Genomic DNA, 23,098 nt, shown 5'->3' with positions numbered 1-23,098 from the left:
GCATGCCCGGCCAGCGCGCCATGACGGAGAAGAAGATCGTCCGGCCGTACGGGGACACCACCGGCGACGGCATGGTGCAGGTGTCGTTCACGTTGCCGGTGCCGCACGACAAGCGCGCCGAGGGCGCCGCCGTGCAGCTGGCCAACAAGATGGGCATCGACCCGGCGATGCTGGTCCACGCCAAGCAGATGGGCGACGGGTTCACCTTCTTCGTCGTCTACGGGCGGGTGAACCACCTCGTCGACCTCGACAAGGTGCAGGTGGTGGAACGGGACTTCCCGCTGCTGTCGGCCAAGGAGGTCAACACGGTGGTGAAGCAGAAGATGCGCCGCAAGCTGTCCGTGGTGGGCGCCTGCATCGGCACCGACGCGCACACCGTCGGCATCGACGCGATCCTCAACGTGAAGGGCATTGCCGGGGAGAAGGGCCTGGAGTACTACCGGGAGCTGAAGGTCACCAACCTGGGCGCGCAGGTCAGCGTCCCGGAGCTGGTGGAGGCGGCCCGGCGGGAGAAGGCCGACGCCGTGCTGGTCTCCCAGGTCGTCACGCAACGCGACGCGCACCTGCACAACACCCGGGAGATGTCCGCCGCGTTCCGGGAGGCCATGCCCGCCGGCAAGCGGCCCCTGCTGATCGTCGGCGGGCCCCGCTTCGACGAGACCATGACCGGGGAGCTGGGCGTCGACCGGATCTTCGGTCGCGGCACCACCCCCGGCGAGGTCGCCAGCTACCTGGTGCACGCCCTGATCACCGAGAAGAAGGCGAGAGCATGAGCGACTCCCGGGTCGGCCTGACCGTCACCCACCGCCGGTACGTGCCGTACTCCCACGCCCACTACGCGGGCAACCTGGTCGACGGCGCGTACGCGCTGGGGTTGTTCGGGGACGTCGCCACCGAGGTGTGCATCCGCACCGACGGCGACGAGGGGTTGTTCGCCTCCTACTCCGACGTGCAGTTCAAGGCGCCCATGAAGGCCGGTGACGTGCTGGAGGTGGTCGCCACCGTCACCCGGGTCGGCACCCGCAGCCGCACCATCGACTTCGCCGCCCGGGTGGTGTGCCGGGGCCGCCCCGACAAGTCCGAGTCGGCCGCCGAGGTCCTCGCCGAGCCGATCGTGGCGGTCACCGCGACCGGCACGGTTGTCGTCCCCCCGGCGGCGTGAGCGCGGGTTTGCGAGCCGCGCGGTCGCGAACGAAGGACAACTCCGCGTGAACCTCGCCGTCTGCGCCGACGTCGGGTCGACGTACACCAAGGCCGCGGTGGTCGACCTCGACGGCGGCCGCCTGGTCGGCGCGGCGGCCGCCCCGACCACCGTGGGCACCGACGTGCTGCACGGCCTGGACGCCGCCGTCGGCGCCGCCACCGCCGGACTGGCCGCCGGGGACCTGCCCTGGTACGTCTGCTCGTCGGCCGGCGGTGGCCTGCGCCTGGCCGTCATCGGCTACGAGCCCCTCGTGACCGCGCAGGCCGGCCGGCGGGTCGGGCTGTCCGCGGGGGCAAACGTGGTGCACGTGGCCGCCGGGCGCCTCGGTCAGGCCGACCTGACCGCGCTGCGCGCCGCCCGCCCCGACGTGGTGCTGCTCGTGGGCGGCACCGACGGCGGCGACGCGGACACCCTCACCCACAACGCCACCCGGCTGGCGCGGGCGCGCTGGCGGGTGCCGGTGGTCCTCGCCGGCAACGCCGACGTCCGCGACGACCTGCACGCCCTGCTGGCCGCGGCGAAGGTGCCGGTCACCGCCGCCGACAACGTGCTGCCCCGCATCGGGGTGCTCACCCCCGCGCCGGCCCGCGCCGCGATCCGGGAGGTGTTCCTGCGGCACGTCATCGGCGGCAAGAAACTGTCCCGCGGCGGCCGGTTCGCGCGGCTGGTGCGGGCCGCCACCCCCGACGCGGTGCTCACCGGCGTGGAGGTCCTCGCCGACGCCCTCGGCGGGGACCTGGCCGTCGTCGACGTCGGCGGGGCCACCACCGACGTGTACTCGGTGCTCACCCCCGACGAGCGGGACAGCGGCCCCAGCCAGGAGGTCGCCGGCACGCTGTGGCGGGCCCGCACCGTCGAGGGGGACCTCGGCATGCGGTGGAGCGCCCCCGGCGTGGTCCGCGCCGCCGCCGAGGAGCGGCTGCTCGCCGCGGGGGAGGCCGACGACCTGGCGGCCGCGGCGGCCGTGCGGGCCGCCGACCCCGGGTTCCTGCCCGCCGGCGACGCCGACCGGGCCGCCGACCGGCGCATCGCCGCGCTCGCCGCGACGGTGGCGCTGCGCCGGCACGCCCGCGGCGCCGCCACCGGCGAACGCGCCGGCCGGGACCTGCGCGACATCAAGGTCATGGTCGGTTCCGGCGGGGTGCTGCGGCACGCCGCGCCCGGCGACGCCGCCGCGGTGCTCGCCGCGGTGCTCGGCGACCACGCCGGTGGGTGGCCGCTGCCCCGGGCCGCCCGCGCCGTCGTCGACGTCGACTACGTCCTGGCCGCCGGTGGGCTGCTCGCCGCCGACCACCCCGACGCGGCGGCCACGCTGCTGCGCCGGCACCTGGCCGGCTGAGCGCGCCGGGAACTGTTCGGTGGGGAGCCGGTCGCCGACGCCTGACGCGTATCGAGACTCGCCGACGCGACACGCCGTGTCGCAACACACGACAGGCCCGGGTGGGTTGACAGCGGCGGGGGTGCACGCCGTACCGTCTTTGAGTCCTACCACGGGAAGCGGCTGCTGTTCGCTTCGTCCCTTCGTCCGCTGGCCGAGCGACCGGAAGGTTGCGGCGGCCAGGTCCAGCGGGCGGGGGTCGGCGGGGCGGCGCGAACCGGCCGCGGTTACCGGTGTACGGGCAGGGTGAGAGGAACGGCCAGTAGACAACGGCCAGGCGGGGGCAGCCAGTCCACGTCGGGTCGGTCCGAAGGTCGGCGCCGATCGCCCTCGCCCCACCGGCCGGGAAGGGCCTGGGAGCATCGGGGCGCGGCGCGAGCCGCGCCCCGATTTTCGTTCCCCCGGATCAGCCGTTGAGGACCTCGTAGACGGCGGCCGGGGCGGGATCGATCCGTCCCTCGAACGGCGCGCCGAGATCCGGCTTGAACCCGTGCTGCGAGTAGCTGATCTCCGACGGCTGCTCCGGCTCACCGCCGGCGGCCGGCAGCGTGAACCGCAGGCCGAGCAGCCGTTGCTGGTCGTCCACCGACGCCTCGAACGCGACGGCCGCCCGCTGCTGCGCGGTGAGCGCGGCGAGGCGCTTCTCGTCCACCAGCCCGTTGTGCTCCACACCCGGGACCCGCGTGAGGTCCAGGGTGCCGCGGTAGCGGCCGGTCCCGGTCGGCTCGGCGGACACGACGCCGGCGAACAGGTCGGTCGCGTGCGCCGGGTCGCCGAACCGCTCCAGGCGGGCGCGGGCCGCCGGGTCGACCTTGCGTACGTCGATCCGGGTCCACCGGTCCCCGGTCAGCGGGTTGCTGCGCGCCAGGTGCACGCCGTCGCGGTGCAGCACCTCGAACGTCACGCGGGCCTTGCCGGCGTCGCCCCCGACGGCCCGCAACCGCAGCCAGCCGTTGGCGCCGTCCACCGCGCCCACCCCGATGGTGTCGTGGGTGCGGAACTGGAAGCTGTACGGGCCGCGGTCCAGCGCCTCGGCGGCGGTGCGCAGCGCCCCGGCCGAGTCCGGCGTCGGGGACGCCTCGGCGCCGCCGCCGGCGAGGTCCCACGCCACACCGCAACCGGTCAGGGTGAGTTGGAGGGCGAGCATGGTCGCCACCGACAGACGCAGTCTCACCGGGCACCTCCCTCGGGTCGGCCCGCCCGCCGATGTACCCACCGCTCAACCAGGTAAATCCCTGGATGCGACAGCCACCGCGGACGGCCCTCGACATCCGGTGCTACCGGCTATGCTGCGTGGTATGACCGGAGCGGTGCGGAAACTTTCGATCTCGGTTCCCCCGGACGTCGCCGAGCGCCTCGAACGTGAACCCAACGCCAGTGCCTTCCTGGTCGACGCCGCACGGGCGCTGATGCGCCGGGAAGCCCTCGACGCCGAACTGGCCCACCAGGGCATCCCGGTCGCCGAGGAGGGCGTCGCCCGCGCCCGGGCGGCGCGCGCCGCCGTCGACGTCGCCTGGCCGGCCGAGCGCTACGAGGCGACCCGTGAGCGGGTGCGGCACGCCGACGACGAGGACCACGCCGGGCGGGTAAGCGCCGCATGAGCGACGCGGACCTCCCGCCCGTGCGGCTGATCCTCGACCGGTCGGCGCTGCTCGCCTACCTGGCCGGGTCGGTGCACGTGGGGGAGACCCTGCACGAGGTGATCGCCGACGGGGTGCGCTTCGGGGTGAGCGCGGTCGCCGCCGCCGAGGCGTACGCGGCCGTGGACGACCCGAAGGACCGGGCCGCGTTGCGTCGGCTGCTCGCCCTCGACGCCTGCGCCGTGCTGGGCACCGCGGGCGGGTCGTGGCAGGAGCTGGCGTACTGGCGGGGCTTCACCGGCCGCGCCGACCTGGCCGCCACCGTGCTGGCCTGCCTCGACCACGACGCCCCCATCCTCACCGGTGAGACCCGCTACGGCGACGACGACCTGCCGGTCATCCGGCTGCCGCACTGACCGGCCCGGACGGGCCGACGGGCGTCCCCGCCGGGTAGCCTTCGGCGCGTGATCGTGGTGAGGTGCCGGTGACGACGCTGGACCGGGAAGAGACGCGTGCCACCGACGGGGCACGCCCGGGCGACGGCGGGCGTCCCCTGCCGCTGAAACTGGCCGTCCCGGCGGCCCTGCTGGCCGGTCTGGCGCTTCTTGTCGCCTTCCCCCCGTACGGGCTGTGGCCCCTCGCCCCGGTCGGTGTGGCGCTGCTCGCCGCCGCGGCGCACCGGCGGCGGCTGCGCGCCGGCGCCGGGCTGGGCTTCCTCGCCGGTGTGGCGCTGTTCGCGCCGCTGCTGGAGTGGACCAACCTGCACACCGGCTACCTGCCGTGGCTGCTGCTGTCCCTGCTCCAGGCCGGCTACCTGGCGCTGCTCGGCGCCGCCACCGCCTGGGTGTCCCCGCTTGTCGACCGGCACCGCGCGGTATGGCCCCTGGTCACCGGTGTGCTGTGGGTGGGCCAGGAGGCGCTGCGCGACCGCACCCCGTTCGGCGGGTTCCCGTGGGGGCGGCTGGCGTTCAGCCAGGACACGTCCCCGCTGCTGCGGCTGGCCGCGCTCGGCGGCGCCCCGCTGGTCACGTTCGCCGTCGCCGTCGCGGGCGGGATCCTGCTCGCCCTGGCGTGGCGGGACTGGCGTAGTCCCGCCGGGCTGTGGCGGCCGGTGGCCGGGCTGGCGGCCGCCCTCGCCGCGGTGCTCGCCGCCGGCACCGCCGTCCCGACCGGGGTACGCGGCGGCGGCGACACCGTCACCGTCGCCATCGTCCAGGGCAACGTGCCCCGCCTCGGGCTGGACTTCAACGCCCAACGGCAGGCGGTGCTGAACAACCACGTCGACGCCACCCTGAAACTGGCCGAACAGGTCGCCGCCGGGACACAACGCCGCCCCGACCTGGTGGTGTGGCCGGAGAACTCCAGCGACATCGACCCGCTGCGCAACCCCGGCGCCGGCGAGCGCATCTCCCAGGCCGCCGACGCGATCGGCGCGCCGATCCTGGTCGGCGCCGTGCTCCTCGGCCCCGGCGAGGGTCAGGTCCGCAACGCCGGCCTGCTGTGGCGGCCCGGCAGCGGCGCCGACCTGGAGCAGCTCTACACCAAGCGGCACCCCGTGCCGTTCGCCGAGTACGTGCCGCTGCGCGAGATCGCCCGGATGGTCAGCTCCGAGGTCGACCGGGTCCGCTCCGACTTCGTCCCCGGCAGCACCCCCGGCGTGCTGGACACCGGCGTGGCCACCCTCGGCGACGTGATCTGCTTCGAGGTCGCCTACGACGGCATCGTCCGGGACACCGTCACCGGCGGCGCGCAGCTGCTCGTGGTGCAGACCAACAACGCCACCTTCGACGTGGCCGAGGCCCGCCAGCAGTTGGCCATGGTGCGGCTGCGTGCCGTCGAGCACGGTCGCGCCGCCCTGATGGCCTCCACGGTCGGGGTGTCCGGGTTCGTTTCCCCCGACGGGCGGGTAGACGGGGCGACCGGGTTCAACACCGCCGCGGTGGTGGTGCGGCAGATGCGGCTCGGCGACGGGCGTACCCCGGCCACCACGGCGGGGGTGTGGCCCGAGGTGGCCCTCGCGGCGCTGGCCGTCGCGGCCCTGGCCGGCGCGGCCGTGCTGCGCCGCCGCCGGGAGGTCGACCCGGGCTAGGACGACGAGCGGGGAGGCGGTACACGGTGGGCGTGACAGCCGACAGGCGCACGGTCGGCCATCCCGGGGTGGGACGGGTCCTCGTGGTCATTCCCACCTACAACGAGGCCGACAACGTCGACCGGATCGTCGCCCGGGTACGGGAGGCCGCCCCGGCGGTGGACGTCCTCGTCGCCGACGACAACAGCCCCGACGGCACCGGCGCGATCGCCGACGGGCTGGCCGGCGCCGACCCGCAGGTGCACGTCCTGCACCGTCCCGGCAAGGAAGGGCTCGGCGCGGCCTACCTGGCCGGTTTCGCCTGGGCCCGCCGGCGCGGCTACGACGCCGTGGTGGAGATGGACGCCGACGGCTCGCACGCCCCGGAGGACCTGCCCGCGCTGCTGGACGCCGCCCGCGACGCCGACATGGTGATCGGCTCCCGGTGGACGCGCGGGGCGCGGGTGCTGAACTGGCCGCTGCGGCGGCTGCTGCTGTCCCGGGCCGGGAACCTGTACGCGCGGCTCGCGCTGGGCGTGCCCGTCTCCGACGCCACGGGCGGCTACCGGGTGTACCGGGCGGCCGCGCTGGACGCCATCGACCTGGCCTCGGTGCGCTCGCAGGGGTACGCGTTCCAGGTGGAGCTGTCCCGGCTGGCGCACCGCGCCGGGGTGCGCATGGTCGAGGTGCCGATCACCTTCGCCGAGCGGGAGCACGGCGACAGCAAGATGAGCCCGCTGATCGTGGCGGAGGCGCTGTGGCGGATCACCACGTGGGGGCTGCGGGACCGGCGGGCCGCGGCGCGCCGCCCCGACGCGTTGGCCCGGTGGCCGTGAGCGCAGGCGTGTCATGCTGGAAGGGCGTGATGACACCGCCTGCGGATGAGGTGAGATGCGCCGAGGACTGAAGTACGTACCACCGGCTCTGCTGCTGCTCGCGCTGCTGGAGCTGACCGTGTTCGTCCTGGTGGGCCGGGGCGTCGGGTTCGGGTTCGCGGTGCTGCTGGTGTTCGCGGCGTCGCTGCTGGGCCTGGTGCTGCTGCGCCGGGAGGGCATGCGGGCCTGGCGCGGTTTCCGGGCCGCCGTGGAGTCCGGGCAGCCGCCGGGGCGGCAGGTGACCGACGGTCTCGTGGGGCTGCTGGGTGCGCTGCTGCTGGCGCTGCCCGGCCTGGTCAGCGGCGTGGTGGGGCTGCTGTTGCTGGTGCCGCCGCTGCGGCGGCTGGCCGGCGTCGGGGTGCGTCGGGCCACCGAGCGGCGGGTGTCGTCGATGGTCGCCGGCGACCTGTTCGGGCCGCGGCGGGTGCGGGTGCGCCGGGGCGCGCCGCAGCCCACCCCGGCCCCGCAGCAGCCGCCGGTGACCGAGCCGGGCCGGGCCATCGAGGGGGAGATCGTCGAACCCGGCCGGTAGGGGACGGACATGACGAAACGCCCCCGGGTGATCCCCGGGGGCGTTTGCGTCGTTACGGATGCTCAGGCGCGACCGCGGCGGGTGCGGACCTCCTGGAGCCGCTCGGCCAGGATGTCCTCCAGCTCGGCGATGGAGCGCCGCTCCAGCAGCATGTCCCAGTGGGTGCGCGGCGGCTTGGCCTTCTTCTGCTCCGGCTCGCTGCCGTCGACCAGGCGGGCGACGCTGCCGTCGAACTTGCACTCCCAGGTCGTCGGGACCTCGGCGTCGACGGCGAACGGCACCTCGAACTGGTGCCCCTTCGCGCAGAGGTACTCGCGGGTCTGACGCGGCGCGAGCTCCGTGTTGCGGTCGGATTCGTAGCTGACCGCGCCCAGCCGGCTACCGCGCAGCATACGCTCGCCCATGATCGACTTCCCCTCGTTCGTGGTGCTGTCTTCAGGTGTAACGGCCCGTCACCGCCGCCCCATTCCCGGCCACGCCGAAAGCCCGGCGCGGGGTCGGGGTCCTCAAGGGTAGCCGGTCATGACGGCTGCCCGGCGGGGTCGTCCCCGGCCGGGCCGAATCGGTGGAGTGTTTCGCCTGTCAACGGGGATGTTAGCCGCCCCCAGGTGTGCGGAGGTGACGATGACCAGTGACGCGCCGGTCGAGGCCCGGCCGCCCGGCGGGAAGACCTTCTTCGGTCACCCCCGGGCGCTGTCCACGCTGTTCCTCACCGAGATGTGGGAGCGGTTCAGCTTCTACGGCATGCGGGCCATCCTGGTGCTGTACCTGACCGCGTCGGTCGCCGACGAGGGGCTGGACATCGGGGAGTCCACCGCCAACGCCGTCTACGGCACCTACAACGCCATGGTCTACCTCATGGCGCTGCCCGGCGGCTGGGTGGCCGACCGGTTGATCGGCGCGCGCCGCAGCGTGCTGTGGGGCGGCGTGGTGATCGCCGCCGGGCACTACGTGATGGCCGTCCCGGCCCGGTGGAGCGTGTTCGCCGGCATGACGCTCATCGTGCTCGGCACCGGCCTGCTCAAGCCCAACATCTCCACCATGGTCGGCGACCTCTACGACCGGGACTCCCCGCGCCGCGACGCCGGGTTCTCCATCTTCTACATGGGCATCAACCTGGGCGCGTTCATCGCCCCGCTGATCACCGGCTTCCTCGGCGAGAAGATCAACTGGCATCTGGGGTTCGGCGCCGCCGCCATCGGCATGACCTTCGGCGTGATCCAGTACGTGCTCGGCCGCCGCAACCTCGGCGACGCCGGCGACCGGCCGGCCGACCCCCTGCTCGGCGCGGACCGGCGGCGGGCGCTGACCCGCATCGCCGTGGTCACCGTGGTGGTGCTCGTGGTGCTGGCCGTGCTCGCCCTCATCGGGCTGTTCACCGTCGACACCGTGGTCAACCTGCTCACCCTGGTCACCGTGCTGGTCACCATCGCGTACTTCGCGCGGATCCTCACCGACCGGGAGATCAGCGCCACCGAACGCAGCCGGATGAAGGCGTACGTGTGGCTGTTCGTCTTCGCCGCCGCGTTCTGGCTGATCTACGACCAGGCCGGATCGGTGCTGAACATCTTCGCCGCCGACCGGACCGACCGGAACGTGGGCGGCTTCACCTTCCCGGCGTCCTGGCTCCAGTCGGTGAACCCGATCCTGATCATCATCGGGGCGCCGCTGGCCGCCGCGCTGTGGCTGAAGCTCGGGCACCGGGTGTCCACGCCGACGAAGTTCGCCGTCGGCCTGGTGCTCAACGGCCTGTCGTTCGTGCTGATGGCCGCCGCCGCGCAGGCCGCCGTCGGCGGCGACCTGGTGTCGCCGTGGTGGCTGGTCGCCGTGTACGCCATCCAGGTCGCCGGTGAGCTGGCGCTGAGCCCGGTCGGCCTGTCGGCCACCACGAAACTCGCCCCGGTCAAGTACGCCAGCCAGATGCTGGGCCTGTGGTTCCTCGCCACCGCCGTCGGCGACGCCATCGGTGGCCAGGTGGCCCGGCTGGCGGAGAGCTGGTCCGAGCCGGCGTACTTCCTGACCTTCGGCCTGGCCTCGGTGGTGCTGGGGCTGGCCGCGGTGATGTTCACCCGGCAGATCCGGGGACTGATGGCCGGCATCCACTGACCGGCCCCACCTCACCGCGCCGGGGTCGGCGGCAGCGGCAGCGGCAGGCCGGGCAGCCCGTCGATGCTGGTCGCCACGTGCTCCTTGCCTTCGAAGTACGCGCTCAGCGACGCGTCGTCCTCCCGGGCGAACCGCCGCCCGTGCAGGTCGCGGTCGGCCTCGTAGGTCATCAACGGCACGGCGTAGCCGCAGGTGTCGCGGATCAGCTCGGCGTGGACCACGACGACGGCCCGCAGGCCGTGCGGGCCCGGGTCGATGTCGGGGAAGTGGCCCAGCAGCTCCGGCCAGCGGGGATCGTCGCGGAACACCGGCTCGCCCCGCCCGTGCACCCGGACGATGTTCGGCGGGCCGGTGAACGCGCACCACATCAGGGTGATCCGGCCGTTCTCCCGCAGGTGCGCGACGGTCTCGGCGTTGCTGCCGGCGAAGTCCAGGTAGGCGACGGTCAGCTCGTCGAGCACCGCGAAGGAGCCGCGCAGGCCCTTGGGGGACAGGTTGATGGTGCCGTCGCCGGCCAGGGGGGCGGTGGCCGTGAAGAACATCGGCTGCGCCTCGATGAAGGTCCGCAGCCGGCCGTCGATGCGCTCGTACGTCTTTCCCACGCCCTGATCATCCTCGCCGGCCGCCGCCTCCCGCTGCCCCGTCCCAGCCCGTGGCCCGGCGGTCGGCCGGCGGTGTCAGCCGGTGCGGGAGCCGAGCCGGGCCAGGGCGGTCGCCAGATCGCTCACCTGGTCGGCGAGCTGACCGGCCCGCCGCTGGGCGGCGTCGCGGTCGGTCTCGGCGGCGGCGAGCCGTACCGTCAGCTCGGCAAGCCGGGCCTCGACGGCGGCGGCGGCCTGCCGCGCGGCGGCCAGGTCGACGGCGAGGGCGTCCCGCTCGGCGGCGCGGGCCGCCAGCTCCTCCCGGGCCGCCGCGGCCTGCGCGACGGCCTCCGCCCGCGCGGCCTCGGCCCGCTCCCGGGCGACGTGCGCCTCCTGCCCGGCCCGCCGCGCCTCGGCGGCTTCCGTGCGGGCCTGCTCGGCCGCGCCCCGGGCGGCCTCGGCGTCGGCGCGGGCCCGGTCGGCCTCGGCGCCCAGCCGCTCGGCCCGCTCCAGCGCCTCGCCGGCCGAGCGGGTGGCCCGCTCGGCGTCGACCCGGGCGGCGTCCCGCTCGGCGGTCAGGTCGGTGACCCGCCGGCGCTCGGCGTCGCGTTCGGCCCGCACGGTACGCAGCTCGTGGCGGGCGGCGTCGCGGTCCCGTTCGGCCTGCACGCGCAGCGCCTGCGCTGCCCCGGCCTCGCCGCGGGCCTCGTCCCGGGCCGCCTCGGCGTGCCGGGCCCGGTCGGCGGCCGCCGTGGAGGCCGCCTCGGCGCGGTCGGCCCGCTCCCGGGCGGCGTCGCGCTCGGCCAGCGCGGCCTGGGTGTCCTGGCGGGCCCGGGCGGCGGCCGCGGCGGCGTCCTCGGCGTCGCGGCGGGCCTCGTCGCGTTCGGTGTGCGCCGCCGCCACCTGGGCGGCCGTCTCGGCGCGGACCTCGGCGAGCTGCCGCTCCACGCCGGCGGGGGACAGCTCGGCGTGCAGCGCCTCGGTGAGCGTCTCGACGATCTGGTCGAGCCGGTCCACCGCCTCCCAGGTGCGGGCCACCTGCCCGGGCAGGCCGGGGGAGTTGCGGTGGCGCATCCGGGAGTTGCGCGAGGCGCGCTGGCAGGCGCCGTCGTTGTCCCGGCAGTACCGGAACGGCCGGCCCGCGCCGGCGCGCTGCGGCACCTCGCGTCCACAGTGGGCGCAGGGACGGGTCTCGGGGGCGGGCTGGGCGTCCATCGGCGGCGAAGTCTAGTTGCCGCGGGTCACGACGGTGTCGACGGCCCGGTGCGCACGACGGCCTGGTCGCCGTGCGGTCCGAACAGGTGCAGGATCTCGACGGTGTCCGTGTCGGCCGGGCCGAACCAGTGCGGTTCGCCGGTGTCGAACTCGGCCACCTCGCCGGGGCGCAGGACGAACTCGCGGTCGCCGAGGACGAGGCGGAGCCGGCCGGCGAGGACGTAGAGCCACTCGTAGCCGGCGTGGGTGACGAGCGCCGGCTCCCGGGGCGCGAGGACCTGCTTGAAGACCTGCACCCGTCCCGGGTACTGGGTCAGGGGCACCACCACGCCGCCGCGCCGTCGCGGGTGCGGCCGCAGATGGACGCGGGGATCGCCGGTGGGCGGCGCCGCCACCAGTTGGTCCAGCGCGACGCGGTGCGCGCGGGCCAGCGGTATGAGCAGCTCCAGGGTGGGGCGCCGCTTGCCCGACTCCAGGCGGGACAGCTTGGTCACCGAGATGCCGGTCCGCTCCGCGAGGGTCTCCAGGGTCAGGCCGCGGTCGCGGCGCAGCGCGCGCAGCCGCGGCCCGATGCCGTCGAGGAGTTCCGCGAGATCGTCTTCCACACCGGCCATTTTGCGGTTTCCGCAAGGACGCTGGTCCCCGGGGGTGGCCCGACCGGAGCATGGCGGGGCATGTTCCCCGACCCGGAGGTGAGCGCGTGGCCGCGACATCCCTGACCGTGCGACCCGAGCTCAGCACGCGCCGGCGGTGGGCGGTGCTGGCGATCTGCGCGCTGAGCATGCTGCTCGTCGGGCTGGACACCACGATCGTCAACGTGGGCCTGCCGGCCATCGGGCGGGGCCTCGGGGTGGGCACCCGGAGCCTGGAATGGGTCCCGGACGCCTACACCGTGATCCTGGCCAGCCTGCTGATCTCGGCGGGCGCGTTGGCCGACCGGCTGGGCCGCCGCCGGGTCTTCCGGTGGGGGCTGGTCGTCTTCGGCGTCGCGTCGGTGGCCTGCGCGGTGGCCCCGTCGCTGGGCGCGCTCGTCGCGGCGCGGGCCGTCCAGGGGGTCGGCGCGTCGATGCTCAACCCCGTGGCCCTGGCCATCGTGGTGAACGCGATGCCCGACCCGCGGGAACGGGCCCAGGCCATCGGGATCTGGGCCTCGGTCTTCGGGCTCAGCATGGCGGCCGGGCCGGTCGCCGGTGGCGCGCTCATCGCGGCGTTCGGCTGGCGGTCGGTGTTCTGGGTCAACGTCCCGGTCATCGTCGCCGCGCTCGTGCTGACCGCGCGGTTCGTGCCGGAGTCCCGCGCGCCCCGGGCCCGGCGGCTCGACCTGCCCGGCCAGGTCCTCCTCACCGTCGTGGTGAGCCTCTGCGTCGCCGTGCTCATCGAGGGCCCACGCATCGGCTGGACGTCGCCGCCGGCGTGGGCCGCGTACGTGGTCGCCGCCGCTGCCGCCGCGGGGTTCGTGGCGGTCGAGCGGCGTCGCCGCGAACCCCTCATGGAGCTGGCGCTGTTCCGGCGGCCGGCCTTCGCCACGGCGGTGCTCGGCGCGGTGGCCGTGTTCGTGGCGTTGACCGTCAGCCTGCTGCTCACCACGCTGTACCTGCAGCACGGGCACGGTTGGACCCCGCTCGCCGCGGGGACCGCGACCCTGCCCCTGGCGCTGGGAGCGGCCGTCTGCGCGCCGCTGTCGGGCCGGCTGGCCGGGCGGTACGGGGCGCGGCGGCCGCTCCTGTTCGCCGGCGCGTTCCTCACGGTCGGCGGGCTCAGCCTTGTCGACCTGCGTCCCGACCCGGATCTCCGGCAGCTCCTGCCGGCCTACCTGCTCATCGGCATCGGCTTCGGCTTCGCCAACGCGCCGATCACCAACACCGCGGTGAGCGGCCTGCCGCAGGCGCGGGCCGGCGTCGCCGGGGCGATCACGTCCACCGCCCGGCAGGTCGGGTCGGCCATCGGCATCGCCGTCGCCGGGGGCCTCGTCGCCGAGGTCGGCCCGGCGGGTCTGGCCCGGGCGTCCCGCCCGGGCTGGCTCCTCGTCGCGGCCTGTGGCCTGTTCCTCTTCGTCGTGGCGCACGCCGCCCGTCAGGCGGCGCCGTCGCGGCCGGCGTCCGCGCGGGCGGCAGCGTCGAGGGTGTAGCGGCGTTGCAGCAGCACCGCGACCACCATGACGGCGGCCGGCAGCAGGCCGAAGCCGTACCGGATCGCCGCCAGCGCGCCCGCCGACTGGGTGACCGCCTGCCCGGCCGTCGAGGCCACGAAACCACCGGCGGCCAGGCAGAGCGCGTAGGCGTACGGGCCGAGCGCCGCGCCGGTGGCCTCGGTGGCGGTCCACACCCCGGTGTAGGTGCCGGCCCGGTCGGTGTCGGCGGCGCGGATCACGTCGGGCAGCATCGAGAACGGCAGCAGCTGCATCCCGGCGAACGCCACCCCGAGCACCGCCACCGCGCCGACCAGCACCGGCAGCCCGGCCGGGCGACCGACGGCCAGCACCAGCGCGCCGACGGCGAACGCGAGCTGCGCGGCGAGCAGCGCCCGCTGCTTGCCGACCCGCCGGGACACCGCCAGCCAGGCCGGGGTGACCAGCAGCGCCGGCGCGACGAACGCGGCGACCAGCACGGTGGTGAGTTTCGGGCGGCCCAGCTCGTACTCGGCGTAGTAGGGCACCCCGGCCAGCACCAGGTGGGTGGTGGTCGACATGGCCAGGTACGCGCCGACCAGCCAGCGGAACTGCCGGTCGCGCAGGCTCGCCACGAGGGTCGACCACCCGCCCGCCCGGTGCGGCGGCGCCGCCACGGCGGCGGTGCGGCGCAGCCGGTCGATCCCGGCGACGCCCACCGCCATGGCGGCGAGCATCCCCACCGCGAGCAGCGCCGCCATCCGCAGGTAGCCGGCGCGGGTGGCGTCGTCGCCGCCGGCCAGCAGCGGCGCGAGCAGCCCGGAGACCAGAATGCCGAGGGTGAGCACGACCATCCGGAAGGCCATCAGCCGGGTGCGCTCGTGGTAGCCGATCCGCAGGTCCGCGGGGGTGGCCAGGTAGGGCACCTGGTACGCGGCGAACAGCAGGTTCCCGGCGACGAAGAACAGCGCCACCCAGGCCGCGGCCGACGCCCCGCGCCACCCGCCGGGCACCGCGAACAGCGCGGCGAAGGCCAGCGGCAGCGCGCAGCCGACCAGCAGCAGCCGCCGCCGGTGGCCGCGGCGGGCCTGCTCGACGTCGCAGCGGTGCCCGACCCAGGGGTGCAGCAGCACGTCGGCGATCTTCGGCAGCAGCAGGGTCAGCCCGGCCAGCCACGGGGCGACCGCGAGGACGTCGGTGAGGAAGTAGAGCAGCAGCAGCCCGGGCACGGTGACCCAGACGCCCATGCCGAGCGAGCCGGCGGCGAAGCCGGCCAGCGGGCCGCGCGGCAGGGCCGCGGCCTGCCGCCGCTGGTCGAGCCCGGTCATGGTCGCCCCCTCCTCGGGGCACGCCGCCCCCAATCCAACGGATGCTGGATTGTAGGGGGAACAATGGCGGGATGACCATGCCCCGCCGCCGACCCGGCCGGCCGCGCCGCGACGACCAGCGGCCCACCCGCGACCTGGTGCTCGCCGCCGCCACCGCGCTGTTCGCCGAGCGTGGCTTCGACGCCGTCGGCCTGCGCGACGTCGCCGCCGCGGCCGGCGTCGATGTGGCCACCGTCGCCCACCACACGGGCACGAAGGCCGAGCTCTACGACGCCTGCTTCGCCCGGGTCTTCACCGCCGAGCGGGAGGTCCTCGTGGCGGCCGGCGAGCGCGCCCGGGCGGCCCTGGCGGCCGGGCGCGGCGAGGCGCTGCGGGCGCTGCACGACCTGGTCGACGTGTTCGTGGACTTCCTGGAGGACCGGCCGGAGACCACCGCGCTGTGGCTGCGCCGCTGGCTGGAGCCGCACCGGCACGCCGACCTGGACCAGCGGTACGCGGCCCCGCTGTACGCGCTGGTCGAGGACCTGCTCGCCGCCGCGGCCGCGGGCGGGGCGCTTGTCGAGCCGGCCCCGCACGTCACCGTGCGCAGCCTGGTCTGGGCGGTGCACGGGCACGTGGTGGCCCTCGCCGCGCAGGACGGCTCCGGCGCCCGCGAGCGCCGCGAGTTCCGGGCCTTCGTGCACCGCTTCCTCGACGGGCTGTACCCGCCGGCCACCCCTTGACGGGCCGCCGCCCGCCGGGGATTATCCAGCAGTCGTTGGATTAGGAGGCGGGCATGACGGCACGACCCAGGGTGGCGGTCATCGGCGCCGGCGCGGCCGGACTGGCCACCCTCAAGGCGCTCGCCGACGCCGGCGTGCCGGCGGTCGCGTTCGAGACCACCGACACCGTCGGCGGCCTCTGGGTGTACGGGTCACCCGGCTCGCCGGCGTACCGGACGCTGCACCTGAACACCAGCAAGGGGCGCACCCAGTTCGCCGACCACCCGATGCCGGAGGACTGGCCCGACTACCCGGGCCACGACCGCATCGCCGGCTACCTCGCCGACTACGCCGACCGGTTCGGCCTGCGTGACGCCGTGCGGCTGCGGCACACCGTCGAACGGGTCACCCGGACCGCCGACGGCGGCTGGGCCGTGCACGCCACCGGACCCGACGGGCCGGTCCACCTCGACGTCGAGGCGGTGGTGGTGGCCAACGGGCACAACCGGGCGCCGAAGTGGCCCGACCCGTACCCGGGTGACTGCGCCGCCGAGCAACTGCACAGCCACGACTACCGCGGCCCGGAACAGCTCGCCGGCCGGCGGGTGCTGGTGGTCGGGGGCGGCAACTCCGCCATGGACATCGCCGTCGACGCCTCGTACGCCGCCACGCGGACCCTGCTGTCGCTGCGCCGCGGGGTCTGGGTGGTGCCCAAGTACCTGCTCGGCCGCCCCTCCGACACCCTCAACGGTGCGCTCGCCCGCCGGCTGCCCTGGCGGCTGCGGCAGCGGATCAGCCAGACCATGCTCACCGCCACCGTCGGCCCACCCGCCCGGTACGGGCTGCCCACCCCCGCCCACGGCTTCCTCCAGGACCACCCCACCCTCTCCGACGGGCTGCTGTCCCGGCTCACCCACGGCGACATCCAGGCCCGTCCCGGGATCGCCCGGTTCGCCGGCGAGCGGGTCGAGTTCACCGACGGCCGCTGCGACGAGGTGGACCTGGTGATCTGGTGCACCGGCTACCGGGTGGAGGTCCCCTTCCTCGACCCGGGACTGCTCGGCGACGGCGCCGACCGGCTGCCGCTGTACCGGCACGTGTTCCACCTGGACGCCCCCGGGCTGGCCTTCGTCGGGCTGATGCAGTCCACCGGCGCGGCGTTCCCGCTGTTCGAGGCCCAGGCCCGGCTCGTCGCCGGCTGGCTCGCCGGCACCTGGTCGCCACCGGACCGGGCCCGGCAGGAGGCCGCCTGCCGGGCCGAGCTGCGCGCCGCCACCACCCGGTGGGGGCAGCGCCGGCCGCACATGCGGGTCGACTTCGACGCGTACCTGGCCGAACTGGAGCGGGAACTGGCGGCCGGGCGGCGCCGGGCGGAGGTGCGGCGGTGAGCGGGCTGGCGGGACGGCGCGTGCTGGTCACCGGCGCGAGCGGCACCTTCGGGCGGCACCTGTGCGCCGCGCTGACCGGCGCGGGCGCCCACGTCGTGGGGCTCGACCTGCGCCCGGACGAGGACGGCCCGGTGCCGGTGCTCGGCTGCGACCTGACCAACCCGGCCGCCGTGCCGGCCGCGGTGGCCGCCGCCGTGGACCGGCTCGGCGGGCTGGACCTGCTGGTCAACAACGCCGGCGTCGGCGGGCCCGCCCCGGCCGAGCTGGCCCCCGACGAGGTGGTCCGCCGGCAGCTTGAGGTCAACCTGCTCGCCGCCTGGCGCACCACGGCGGCGGCGCTGCCCGCCCTGGAGGCGGCGCGCGGCCGGGTGGTCTTCGTGGCCAGCCGGATGGCCGTGCTGCCGCTGCCCCTCGCGGCCGCATACGGGGTGAGCAAGCGGGCGGTCGTCGCGTACGCCGACGCGCTGCGCCACGAGGTCGGCACCCACGTCGGCGTCAGCGTCGTCTACCCAAGCATGGTCGCCTCCCCGATCCACGACAGCACCGCCGAGGCCGGCCTGTCGCTGAGCGGGGTGTCCCGGCTGGAACCCGTCGAGGGGGTCGTCGCCGCGATCATGCGCGCCGCCACCGCCCGCCGGGCGCCCCGGGACGTGGCCACCACGGCCCGGGGGCGGCTGGAGCTGGCCCTGGCCCGGCACGCGCCGGCGCTGGCCGACCGGCTGGTGCGCCGTACCGTCGCGGGGCGGATCGCCGCCGGTGACCTCGACGGCGCGCCGCTGGCCGCCGGCATGCTCCGGCGGCACCGGGACGGCCGCCGGTAGGGTGCCGCCATGCCTGTCTCGCCCTACATCGCGCGGATGCGCCGGCACATCGGATCCGACCTGCTGATGCTGTACGGCGTCAGCGGGGTGGTGACCGACGGGGCCGGGCGGGTGCTGCTGGCCCGCCGCGGCGACAACGGCCGCTGGTCGGTGCCGGCCGGCACTGTCGACCCGGGCGAGCAGCCCGCCGACGCGCTGGTCCGCGAGGTCCGCGAGGAGACCGGCATCGAGGTCGAGATCGAACGGATCGGCGGGGTGGCCACCCATCCGGTCGTCTACCCCAACGGGGACACCTGCGAGTTCCTCAACGTCTGGTTCCGCTGCCGGGCCGTCGGCGGCACCGCCACCGCCGACGGCGACGAATCCCTCGCGGTCGGCTGGTTCGCGCCCGACGAGCTGCCCGACCTGGACGACTGGTCGCACCTGCGGATCGCCACCGCGCTGCGCGAGGACATCGAACCCTGGTACGCGGCGCCGGGCGAACGCCACCCGGCGCTCAGCCGGCCCGACAACCTCTGAACGCGCCCGGCCGTGCCGGTCAGGGGGTGGCCACGGCGGCCCGCGAGCGGTCCACGGCGATGCGGACCGCGAGACCGGCCAGCACCGTGCCCATCACGTAGCGCTGGGCCCGCGCCCAGGCCGGCCGCCGGGTGAGGAACGCCGACACGGTGCCGGCGGTGAGGACGATGAGCCCGTTCACGGTCAGCGCGATGCCGATCTGGGTCAGCCCGAGCAGCAGGCTCTGCACCGCCACGTGCCCGCGCGCCGGGTCGACGAACTGCGGCAGCAGCGACACGTAGAGGATGGCGATCTTCGGGTTCAGCAGGTTGGTGACCAGGCCCATGGTGAACAGCCGCCGCGGCCGGTCCGGGGGCAGCGCGGCCGGGGTGAACGCCGACCGGCCGCCCGGGCGCAGGATCCGCCAGGCCAGCCACAGCAGGTAGGCCGCGCCGCCCAGCTTCACCGCGGTGTACAGCGGGGGGACCAGCACGAAGACCGTGGCGATGCCGGCCACCGCGGCGGCCAGGTAGACCAGGAAGCCGACGGCCACGCCGAGCAGCGACACCAGCCCGGCCCGCCGGCCCTGGGTGACCGACCGGGACACCAGGTAGACCATGTTCGGGCCGGGCGTGAGCACCAGACCCAACGCCACCAGGGCGATACCCACCAGCGCGCCGACCGTGACCACGTCGCCTCCCCGCCCGTCGGTCCTGCCCGGACCCTACGCCCGCGCTCCGGCGCCGTGGGGCCGGGCTCGCCGGACGGGGGCGTGACGGGCGACACTACCGGGATGTCGATCGTGCTCCACGCCGCCGCCACCCCCTCCGCCCCCGGCCTGCTGCTGCGCCCGTGGCGCGACGACGACGCCGAGGCACTGCTGGCCGCGTACCGGGATCCGGTGCTGCGCTCCTGGACCCGGCTCCCGGTGACCACCCGGGCCGAGGCCCGCGCGTTCCTGCGCCGCAGCCGGCAGGGCTGGGCGGCCGACCGCCGGTTCAGCTTCGCCGTCCTGGAGCCCACGGCCGAGGGGGAGCGGCTGGTGGCCAACGTCGTGCTCAAGGAGGTCACCCCCGGGCGGCCGGCAGCCGAGGTGGGCTACTGGACGGCCGCGCCCGCCCGGGGCCGCGGTGTCGCGCCGCGGGCCGTGGCGGCGGTCACCGACTGGGCGTTCGCCCGGTTCGCCGCGGGCGGCCTGACCCGCCTGGAGCTGCTGCACCAGGTGGACAACCCGGCCTCCTGCCGGGTGGCGGAGAAGAGCGGGTACGCCTTCGCGGAGGTGCTGCGGGCCCGGCCGCCGTTCCCGCGCGACGGTCACCGCCACGTCCGCCACCGGCCCTGAGCCGGGCCACCGCCATCGAGCGCCGGGCCGGCGTCAGCGGCCGGCCAGGAAGAGCAGGGCGGCCGCGACAAGTCCCGCCTCCACCAGGGCGACGAAGGTCCGGTCGCTGATCCGGCCGACGATCCGCCGCCCCACCCACGCGCCGGCCAGGGTGGCCGGGGTGAGCGCCGCCCCGAGCAGCAGCACCTGCCGGCCGAGCAGCCCGGCCCCGGCGTACCCGGCGGTCTTGGCCAGGTGCAGGGTGAGCGCGGCGGCCGCCTCGGTGCCCACGTACGCGGCCCGGGTCAGCCCGTAGGCCAGGAAGAACGGCGCGGTGAGCGGGCCGACGGAGCCGAGCAGCGCCGACCCGAGCCCGGAGGCCGCGCCGACCGCCACGAACGTCCGCGCGCCGGGCCGTCCCGGCGGCCGGCCGAGGCGACGCCACGCCACCACGCCCAGCAGGAACACCCCGAGCAGCCGCTTGAGGGCGGCCAGCGGCGCGTGCGCCAGCAGCAGCGCCCCGGCCAGGGCGAACGGCACCGCGCCGAGCGCGAACCGGCGGGCGAGGGCGGCGTGCAGCTCCCGCCGGTTGAGCCAGACCCGGGCGGCGTTGCTGGCGAGCTGGGTGAGGGTGAGCACGGGCACCGCGACGCGCAGCCCGAACAGCGCGGTGAAGACCGGCAGCAACAGCACCCCGCCGCCGAAACCGGTCACCGCGGACAGCACGGCCAGCAGGAACGCCGCTGCCGAGGCGACCAGCAGCGTGCTCAGCGCGTGGGTTCCTCGACGCCCGGCCCGGCCGCCGGCGCCGGGCCGAGCAGGCGCAGCAGCAGCCGCGGCTCGCCGGGCCACGCGTCGAGCAGCACCTGCCGGGGCACCTGCCTGCCGGCGTAGCGCAGCGCCAGCGCGACCACCACGATGTCGTCGAGTGGGCCGATGACCGGCAGGAACTCCGGGATCAGGTCGATGGGGCTGGCCAGCCAGAGCCCGGCGAACACGATCGCGACCTTGGCCCGGCGCGGCACCCGGGGGTCGCGGCGCAGCCGGCGCACGGTGGTCAGGCAGTCCGGGATGAAGGCGGCCAGGTCCCGCAGGATGCCCGGCGGCAGCCGCCGGGCCAGCAGCACCAGCAGCGCCCAGCTGGCCAGCAGGCAGGCCACCGCGACGCCGAGGCCGATGAGCCAGTCACGCACGCCGGTGGTTCCTCCCGCCCTGGGGTACGGGCCGCCCGCCGGCCCACCAGGAATGTACGCCCCGCCGCCGCCGGCCGCCGGACGGGAACAGCCCGGTGCCGGCCGGCGCTGAACCAGGTCGGTGATCCGCGGATACGGTGAGGACGGGAGGTGACGGCGGTGACGACAGGCTGGGAGGCCGCGGTCGAGGCGCAGATCCGCTCGGCCCAGGAGCGTGGCGAGTTCGACAACCTGCCGGGGGCCGGCAAGCCCATCCCGGGCCGGGACCTGCCCTACGACGAGGGCTGGTGGATCCGCAGCTTCCTGGAGCGCGAACAGCTTCCCGGTGACCTGCTCCTGCCCACCCCGCTGCAACTGCGCCGCCGCATCGAGAAGGTCCCCGACGAGGTGCGCGACCTGCCCACCGAGGAGTCGGTACGGGCGTACGTGGCCGCCCTCAACACCGAGGTGGTGGCCTGGCTGCGCACGCCCACCGGTCCGCGGGTGGTGGTCCGGCCGGTCAACGCCGACGACGTGGTCCGCGACTGGCGGGCCGGCCGGGAGCGGGCCGCGGCCGAGCGGGTGGCGGCCGACCCCGCGCCCGTCCCGCTTTCCGCTCCGCCGCGCCGCCGGTGGTGGCCCTGGCGGCGCCGCTGATCGGCCGTCGTCGGGGGACCACCACCCCCGAGCCGGTGGTCCCCCGACGACGGCTGCTCAGGCCGACCCGGCGCCGGGCCGCGGCGCCCGGGTGGCCGGCAGCAGCAGGGCCGGGAGCACCCCCAGCAGCGTGAAACCGAGCACCCACCAGAAGGTCGCCCCGAACGCGGCCGCCCGCTCCGCCGCGTCGGCCTGCCCGGCGAGCTGCCGCTGGAGCACGACGGCCAGGACCGCCCCGCCGAACGCCCCGCCGAGCTGCTGGAAGATCCGGATGGCGCTGGTCGCCCGCGGGATCGCCGCCGGCGACAGTCCCCGGTACGGGCTGGCCAGTACCGGCACCACGGTGGCGCCCATGCCGGCGCCGCTGACGAGCAACGCGGCGGCGAGCACCGGCTGCGCGGTGTCGGCCGCCACCTGCGTGTAGGTGAGCGTGCCGGCGGCGGCCACCACGAGGCCGACCAGCACGATCGGCCGGGGGCCGATCCGGTCGGTGAGCCGCCCGGCGGCCACCAGCCCGATCGCCATGCCCACGCCCTGCGGGGCCAGCAGCAGCCCGGCGGCCAGGGCGGACGCGCCCCGCACCTGCTGCTGGTAGAGCGGCAGCAGGATGATCGCCCCGAACAGGGCGACGCCGGACAGGAACACCACCGCCGCGCAGGCCGCGAACGTCCGGTCGGCCAGCAGCCGCAGGTCGATCAGCGGCTCCCGCCGGGTCCGCAGCGCGTGCCCCGCGAATCCGGCCAGCAGCACCCCGCCGAGCGCCACCGCGACGAGCACGGCCGGGGCGTCGAACCGGCCGTGCCGGCCGGCCTCGGCCAGGCCGTAGACCACGGCGGCGCAGCCGGGCGGCAGCAGGGCCAGCCCGGTCAGGTCCAGCGGGGCGGCGGTCGCCGGCCGGTCGGCGGGCACCACCCGGCGGGCCAGGAGCAGCCCGGCCAGGCCGACCGGCAGGTTGACGAAGAAGATCCACCGCCAGCCCAGGTCGTCGACGATCAGGCCGCCGAGCACCGGCCCGAGGACCGGGCCCAGCATGGCGGGGACGCCGATGGCGGCCATCACCCGGCCGAGCCGGTCCGGGCCGGCGGCGCGGGCCAGGATGGTCTGCGCCAGGGGTACGAGCATCCCGCCGCCCGCGCCCTGCACGACCCGGAACGCGATGAGGCTGCCGGCGGACCAGGCCAGCCCGGACAGCAGGGAGCCCAGCAGGAACCCGGCGAGGCTGAGCGTCCAGAGCGTGCGGGTGCCGAACCGGTCGGCGGCCCAGCCGGTCAGCGGGATCATCGCGGTCATCGCCAGCAGGTAGCCGGTGCCGACCCACTGCACGGTGGACAGGGTCGCGTCGAACTCGCGGAGCAGCGTGTGGATGGCGACGTTGGTCATGGTGGCGTCGAGCTGCACGGCGAGCGCGCCGAGCATGATCACGCCGACCAGCCGGCGCAGCGCCGGGGAGACCCCGGGTGCCGGCGCGGGCGGCTCGATGGTCCGATCCATTCCGGCCCCTTTCCTCGACCTGCGGTAAATGCTTACTGCGGAGGCCCGGGCTCCGCAGGTTGTCACCGTGTGCTG

General features: G+C 75.9%; 26 protein-coding genes. 16 read left to right on the top strand and 10 right to left on the bottom strand.

Annotated elements, in window-relative coordinates; translation table 11 throughout:
* Positions 1-20 precede the first annotated feature (20 nt).
* Genes kamE through GA0070603_RS03845 form a run of 3 tightly spaced genes read left to right on the top strand, consistent with a single transcriptional unit; the run spans position 21 to position 2,543 of the window.
* Positions 21-773: a lysine 5,6-aminomutase subunit beta gene (gene kamE, locus GA0070603_RS03855; protein ID WP_091321496.1), complete on the top strand. Its 753-nt coding sequence runs from the start codon at positions 21-23 to the stop codon at positions 771-773.
* Entirely contained in the window at positions 770-1,162 is a 393-nt protein-coding gene (gene kal / locus GA0070603_RS03850; RefSeq protein ID WP_091307206.1) for a 3-aminobutyryl-CoA ammonia lyase, read from the top strand. Before kamE ends, kal begins: the two co-directional genes overlap by 4 nt.
* A gap of 46 nt (positions 1,163-1,208) precedes the next feature.
* Complete coding sequence (locus tag GA0070603_RS03845) at positions 1,209-2,543, top strand: glutamate mutase L (protein ID WP_091307202.1); 1,335 nt, start codon at positions 1,209-1,211, stop codon at positions 2,541-2,543.
* Positions 2,544-2,988: 445 nt separating this feature from the next.
* Here GA0070603_RS03845 and GA0070603_RS03840 read toward each other — a convergent pair whose 3' ends face one another.
* A complete protein-coding gene (locus GA0070603_RS03840; RefSeq protein ID WP_139131795.1) occupies positions 2,989-3,756 on the bottom strand; it encodes a hypothetical protein in 768 nt (255 codons plus the stop codon).
* Between the two features lie 124 nt (positions 3,757-3,880).
* Here GA0070603_RS03840 and GA0070603_RS03835 point away from each other — a divergent pair, with 124 nt between their 5' ends.
* From GA0070603_RS03835 to GA0070603_RS03815, 5 genes are all read left to right on the top strand, one after another.
* A complete protein-coding gene (locus tag GA0070603_RS03835; protein WP_091307196.1) occupies positions 3,881-4,183 on the top strand; it encodes a hypothetical protein in 303 nt (100 codons plus the stop codon).
* Positions 4,180-4,578, top strand: coding sequence for a hypothetical protein (locus tag GA0070603_RS03830; protein ID WP_091307192.1), 399 nt, complete (start codon positions 4,180-4,182; stop codon positions 4,576-4,578). The genes GA0070603_RS03835 and GA0070603_RS03830 overlap by 4 nt, the downstream gene beginning before the upstream one ends.
* A 68-nt stretch (positions 4,579-4,646) precedes the next feature.
* A complete protein-coding gene (gene lnt / locus GA0070603_RS03825; protein ID WP_091321494.1) occupies positions 4,647-6,251 on the top strand; it encodes an apolipoprotein N-acyltransferase in 1,605 nt (534 codons plus the stop codon).
* Between the two features lie 26 nt (positions 6,252-6,277).
* The gene (locus GA0070603_RS03820) at positions 6,278-7,066 is read left to right on the top strand and encodes a polyprenol monophosphomannose synthase (RefSeq protein WP_091307188.1); all 789 of its coding nucleotides are present in this window, start codon (positions 6,278-6,280) and stop codon (positions 7,064-7,066) included.
* Positions 7,067-7,121: 55 nt separating this feature from the next.
* Positions 7,122-7,637 (top strand): FxsA family protein, encoded by a 516-nt coding sequence (locus GA0070603_RS03815; protein WP_091307185.1) that lies wholly within the window; start codon positions 7,122-7,124, stop codon positions 7,635-7,637.
* Between the two features lie 62 nt (positions 7,638-7,699).
* On the opposite strand, the gene GA0070603_RS03810 is transcribed toward GA0070603_RS03815, so the two are convergent.
* Positions 7,700-8,041: an RNA polymerase-binding protein RbpA gene (locus tag GA0070603_RS03810; RefSeq protein WP_046564157.1), complete on the bottom strand. Its 342-nt coding sequence runs from the start codon at positions 8,039-8,041 to the stop codon at positions 7,700-7,702.
* Positions 8,042-8,261: 220 nt separating this feature from the next.
* Between GA0070603_RS03810 and GA0070603_RS03805 the strand changes: the two genes are divergently transcribed.
* Entirely contained in the window at positions 8,262-9,743 is a 1,482-nt protein-coding gene (locus GA0070603_RS03805) for a peptide MFS transporter (RefSeq protein WP_091307181.1), read from the top strand.
* An 11-nt stretch (positions 9,744-9,754) separates the two neighbouring features.
* Here GA0070603_RS03805 and GA0070603_RS03800 read toward each other — a convergent pair whose 3' ends face one another.
* The 3 genes from GA0070603_RS03800 to GA0070603_RS03790 all read right to left on the bottom strand — a co-directional run bounded on the left by GA0070603_RS03800 (position 9,755) and on the right by GA0070603_RS03790 (position 12,144).
* On the bottom strand, positions 9,755-10,345 hold the full coding sequence (locus tag GA0070603_RS03800; protein ID WP_091307177.1) for a pyridoxamine 5'-phosphate oxidase family protein: 591 nt from the start codon (positions 10,343-10,345) through the stop codon (positions 9,755-9,757).
* Positions 10,346-10,420: 75 nt separating this feature from the next.
* Complete coding sequence (locus tag GA0070603_RS03795) at positions 10,421-11,539, bottom strand: coiled-coil domain-containing protein (RefSeq protein ID WP_091307174.1); 1,119 nt, start codon at positions 11,537-11,539, stop codon at positions 10,421-10,423.
* A 26-nt stretch (positions 11,540-11,565) separates the two neighbouring features.
* Positions 11,566-12,144, bottom strand: a complete 579-nt coding sequence (locus tag GA0070603_RS03790; RefSeq protein ID WP_091321492.1) for an XRE family transcriptional regulator — start codon at positions 12,142-12,144, stop codon at positions 11,566-11,568.
* 95 nt (positions 12,145-12,239) lie between these two features.
* On the opposite strand from GA0070603_RS03790, the gene GA0070603_RS03785 reads away from it, so the two are divergent.
* Positions 12,240-13,667, top strand: a complete 1,428-nt coding sequence (locus GA0070603_RS03785; protein WP_244282383.1) for an MFS transporter — start codon at positions 12,240-12,242, stop codon at positions 13,665-13,667.
* On the opposite strand, the gene GA0070603_RS03780 is transcribed toward GA0070603_RS03785, so the two are convergent.
* Positions 13,613-14,974, bottom strand: coding sequence for an MFS transporter (locus GA0070603_RS03780; RefSeq protein WP_091307168.1), 1,362 nt, complete (start codon positions 14,972-14,974; stop codon positions 13,613-13,615). The two genes, GA0070603_RS03785 and GA0070603_RS03780, sit on opposite strands and share 55 nt — an antisense overlap.
* 77 nt (positions 14,975-15,051) lie before the next feature.
* Between GA0070603_RS03780 and GA0070603_RS03775 the strand changes: the two genes are divergently transcribed.
* The 4 genes from GA0070603_RS03775 to GA0070603_RS03760 are packed head-to-tail and all read left to right on the top strand — an operon-like array spanning position 15,052 to position 18,403.
* Positions 15,052-15,696: a TetR/AcrR family transcriptional regulator gene (locus GA0070603_RS03775; protein ID WP_091321490.1), complete on the top strand. Its 645-nt coding sequence runs from the start codon at positions 15,052-15,054 to the stop codon at positions 15,694-15,696.
* 53 nt (positions 15,697-15,749) lie between these two features.
* A complete protein-coding gene (locus GA0070603_RS03770; protein WP_091307165.1) occupies positions 15,750-17,063 on the top strand; it encodes a flavin-containing monooxygenase in 1,314 nt (437 codons plus the stop codon).
* Positions 17,060-17,884 (top strand): SDR family NAD(P)-dependent oxidoreductase, encoded by an 825-nt coding sequence (locus GA0070603_RS03765; protein WP_208862793.1) that lies wholly within the window; start codon positions 17,060-17,062, stop codon positions 17,882-17,884. Before GA0070603_RS03770 ends, GA0070603_RS03765 begins: the two co-directional genes overlap by 4 nt.
* A 9-nt stretch (positions 17,885-17,893) precedes the next feature.
* The gene (locus GA0070603_RS03760) at positions 17,894-18,403 is read left to right on the top strand and encodes an NUDIX hydrolase (RefSeq protein ID WP_091307159.1); all 510 of its coding nucleotides are present in this window, start codon (positions 17,894-17,896) and stop codon (positions 18,401-18,403) included.
* Between the two features lie 19 nt (positions 18,404-18,422).
* Here the strand turns inward: GA0070603_RS03760 and GA0070603_RS03755 are convergent, their stop codons facing one another.
* Positions 18,423-19,073 carry a LysE family translocator gene (locus GA0070603_RS03755; protein ID WP_091307156.1) on the bottom strand — a complete coding sequence of 217 codons (651 nt, stop codon included), beginning with the start codon at positions 19,071-19,073 and terminating at the stop codon, positions 18,423-18,425.
* A gap of 102 nt (positions 19,074-19,175) precedes the next feature.
* On the opposite strand from GA0070603_RS03755, the gene GA0070603_RS03750 reads away from it, so the two are divergent.
* The gene (locus GA0070603_RS03750) at positions 19,176-19,724 is read left to right on the top strand and encodes a GNAT family N-acetyltransferase (protein WP_091307153.1); all 549 of its coding nucleotides are present in this window, start codon (positions 19,176-19,178) and stop codon (positions 19,722-19,724) included.
* A 33-nt stretch (positions 19,725-19,757) separates the two neighbouring features.
* Here GA0070603_RS03750 and GA0070603_RS03745 read toward each other — a convergent pair whose 3' ends face one another.
* Both GA0070603_RS03745 and GA0070603_RS03740 read right to left on the bottom strand, forming a co-directional pair.
* Complete coding sequence (locus GA0070603_RS03745; RefSeq protein WP_244282380.1) at positions 19,758-20,555, bottom strand: sulfite exporter TauE/SafE family protein; 798 nt, start codon at positions 20,553-20,555, stop codon at positions 19,758-19,760.
* Positions 20,471-20,896 carry a YkvA family protein gene (locus GA0070603_RS03740; protein WP_091307149.1) on the bottom strand — a complete coding sequence of 142 codons (426 nt, stop codon included), beginning with the start codon at positions 20,894-20,896 and terminating at the stop codon, positions 20,471-20,473. Before GA0070603_RS03740 ends, GA0070603_RS03745 begins: the two co-directional genes overlap by 85 nt.
* Positions 20,897-21,055: 159 nt before the next feature.
* Here GA0070603_RS03740 and GA0070603_RS03735 point away from each other — a divergent pair, with 159 nt between their 5' ends.
* Positions 21,056-21,532, top strand: coding sequence for a DnaJ family domain-containing protein (locus tag GA0070603_RS03735; RefSeq protein ID WP_091321486.1), 477 nt, complete (start codon positions 21,056-21,058; stop codon positions 21,530-21,532).
* 57 nt (positions 21,533-21,589) lie between these two features.
* Here GA0070603_RS03735 and GA0070603_RS03730 read toward each other — a convergent pair whose 3' ends face one another.
* Positions 21,590-23,023 carry a DHA2 family efflux MFS transporter permease subunit gene (locus GA0070603_RS03730; protein ID WP_091307146.1) on the bottom strand — a complete coding sequence of 478 codons (1,434 nt, stop codon included), beginning with the start codon at positions 23,021-23,023 and terminating at the stop codon, positions 21,590-21,592.
* Positions 23,024-23,098 lie beyond the last annotated feature (75 nt).

This window comes from Micromonospora chersina, from assembly GCF_900091475.1.
GTDB classification, from domain to species: Bacteria; Actinomycetota; Actinomycetes; order Mycobacteriales; family Micromonosporaceae; genus Micromonospora; species Micromonospora chersina.
The sequence above is the reverse complement of the archived record's forward strand: the minus strand, read 5'-3'. Positions and strand labels throughout refer to the sequence as shown.

Coding starts and splice junctions, on each gene's coding strand:
- kamE (WP_091321496.1), top strand. CDS start 21: ATGACGGAGAAGAAGATCGTCCGGCCGTACGGGGACACCACCGGCGAC.
- kal (WP_091307206.1), top strand. CDS start 770: ATGAGCGACTCCCGGGTCGGCCTGACCGTCACCCACCGCCGGTACGTG.
- GA0070603_RS03835 (WP_091307196.1), top strand. CDS start 3,881: ATGACCGGAGCGGTGCGGAAACTTTCGATCTCGGTTCCCCCGGACGTC.
- GA0070603_RS03830 (WP_091307192.1), top strand. CDS start 4,180: ATGAGCGACGCGGACCTCCCGCCCGTGCGGCTGATCCTCGACCGGTCG.
- GA0070603_RS03815 (WP_091307185.1), top strand. CDS start 7,122: ATGCGCCGAGGACTGAAGTACGTACCACCGGCTCTGCTGCTGCTCGCG.
- GA0070603_RS03810 (WP_046564157.1), bottom strand. CDS start 8,041: ATGGGCGAGCGTATGCTGCGCGGTAGCCGGCTGGGCGCGGTCAGCTAC.
- GA0070603_RS03805 (WP_091307181.1), top strand. CDS start 8,262: ATGACCAGTGACGCGCCGGTCGAGGCCCGGCCGCCCGGCGGGAAGACC.
- GA0070603_RS03795 (WP_091307174.1), bottom strand. CDS start 11,539: ATGGACGCCCAGCCCGCCCCCGAGACCCGTCCCTGCGCCCACTGTGGA.
- GA0070603_RS03780 (WP_091307168.1), bottom strand. CDS start 14,974: ATGACCGGGCTCGACCAGCGGCGGCAGGCCGCGGCCCTGCCGCGCGGC.
- GA0070603_RS03775 (WP_091321490.1), top strand. CDS start 15,052: ATGCCCCGCCGCCGACCCGGCCGGCCGCGCCGCGACGACCAGCGGCCC.
- GA0070603_RS03770 (WP_091307165.1), top strand. CDS start 15,750: ATGACGGCACGACCCAGGGTGGCGGTCATCGGCGCCGGCGCGGCCGGA.
- GA0070603_RS03760 (WP_091307159.1), top strand. CDS start 17,894: ATGCCTGTCTCGCCCTACATCGCGCGGATGCGCCGGCACATCGGATCC.
- GA0070603_RS03750 (WP_091307153.1), top strand. CDS start 19,176: ATGTCGATCGTGCTCCACGCCGCCGCCACCCCCTCCGCCCCCGGCCTG.
- GA0070603_RS03730 (WP_091307146.1), bottom strand. CDS start 23,023: ATGGATCGGACCATCGAGCCGCCCGCGCCGGCACCCGGGGTCTCCCCG.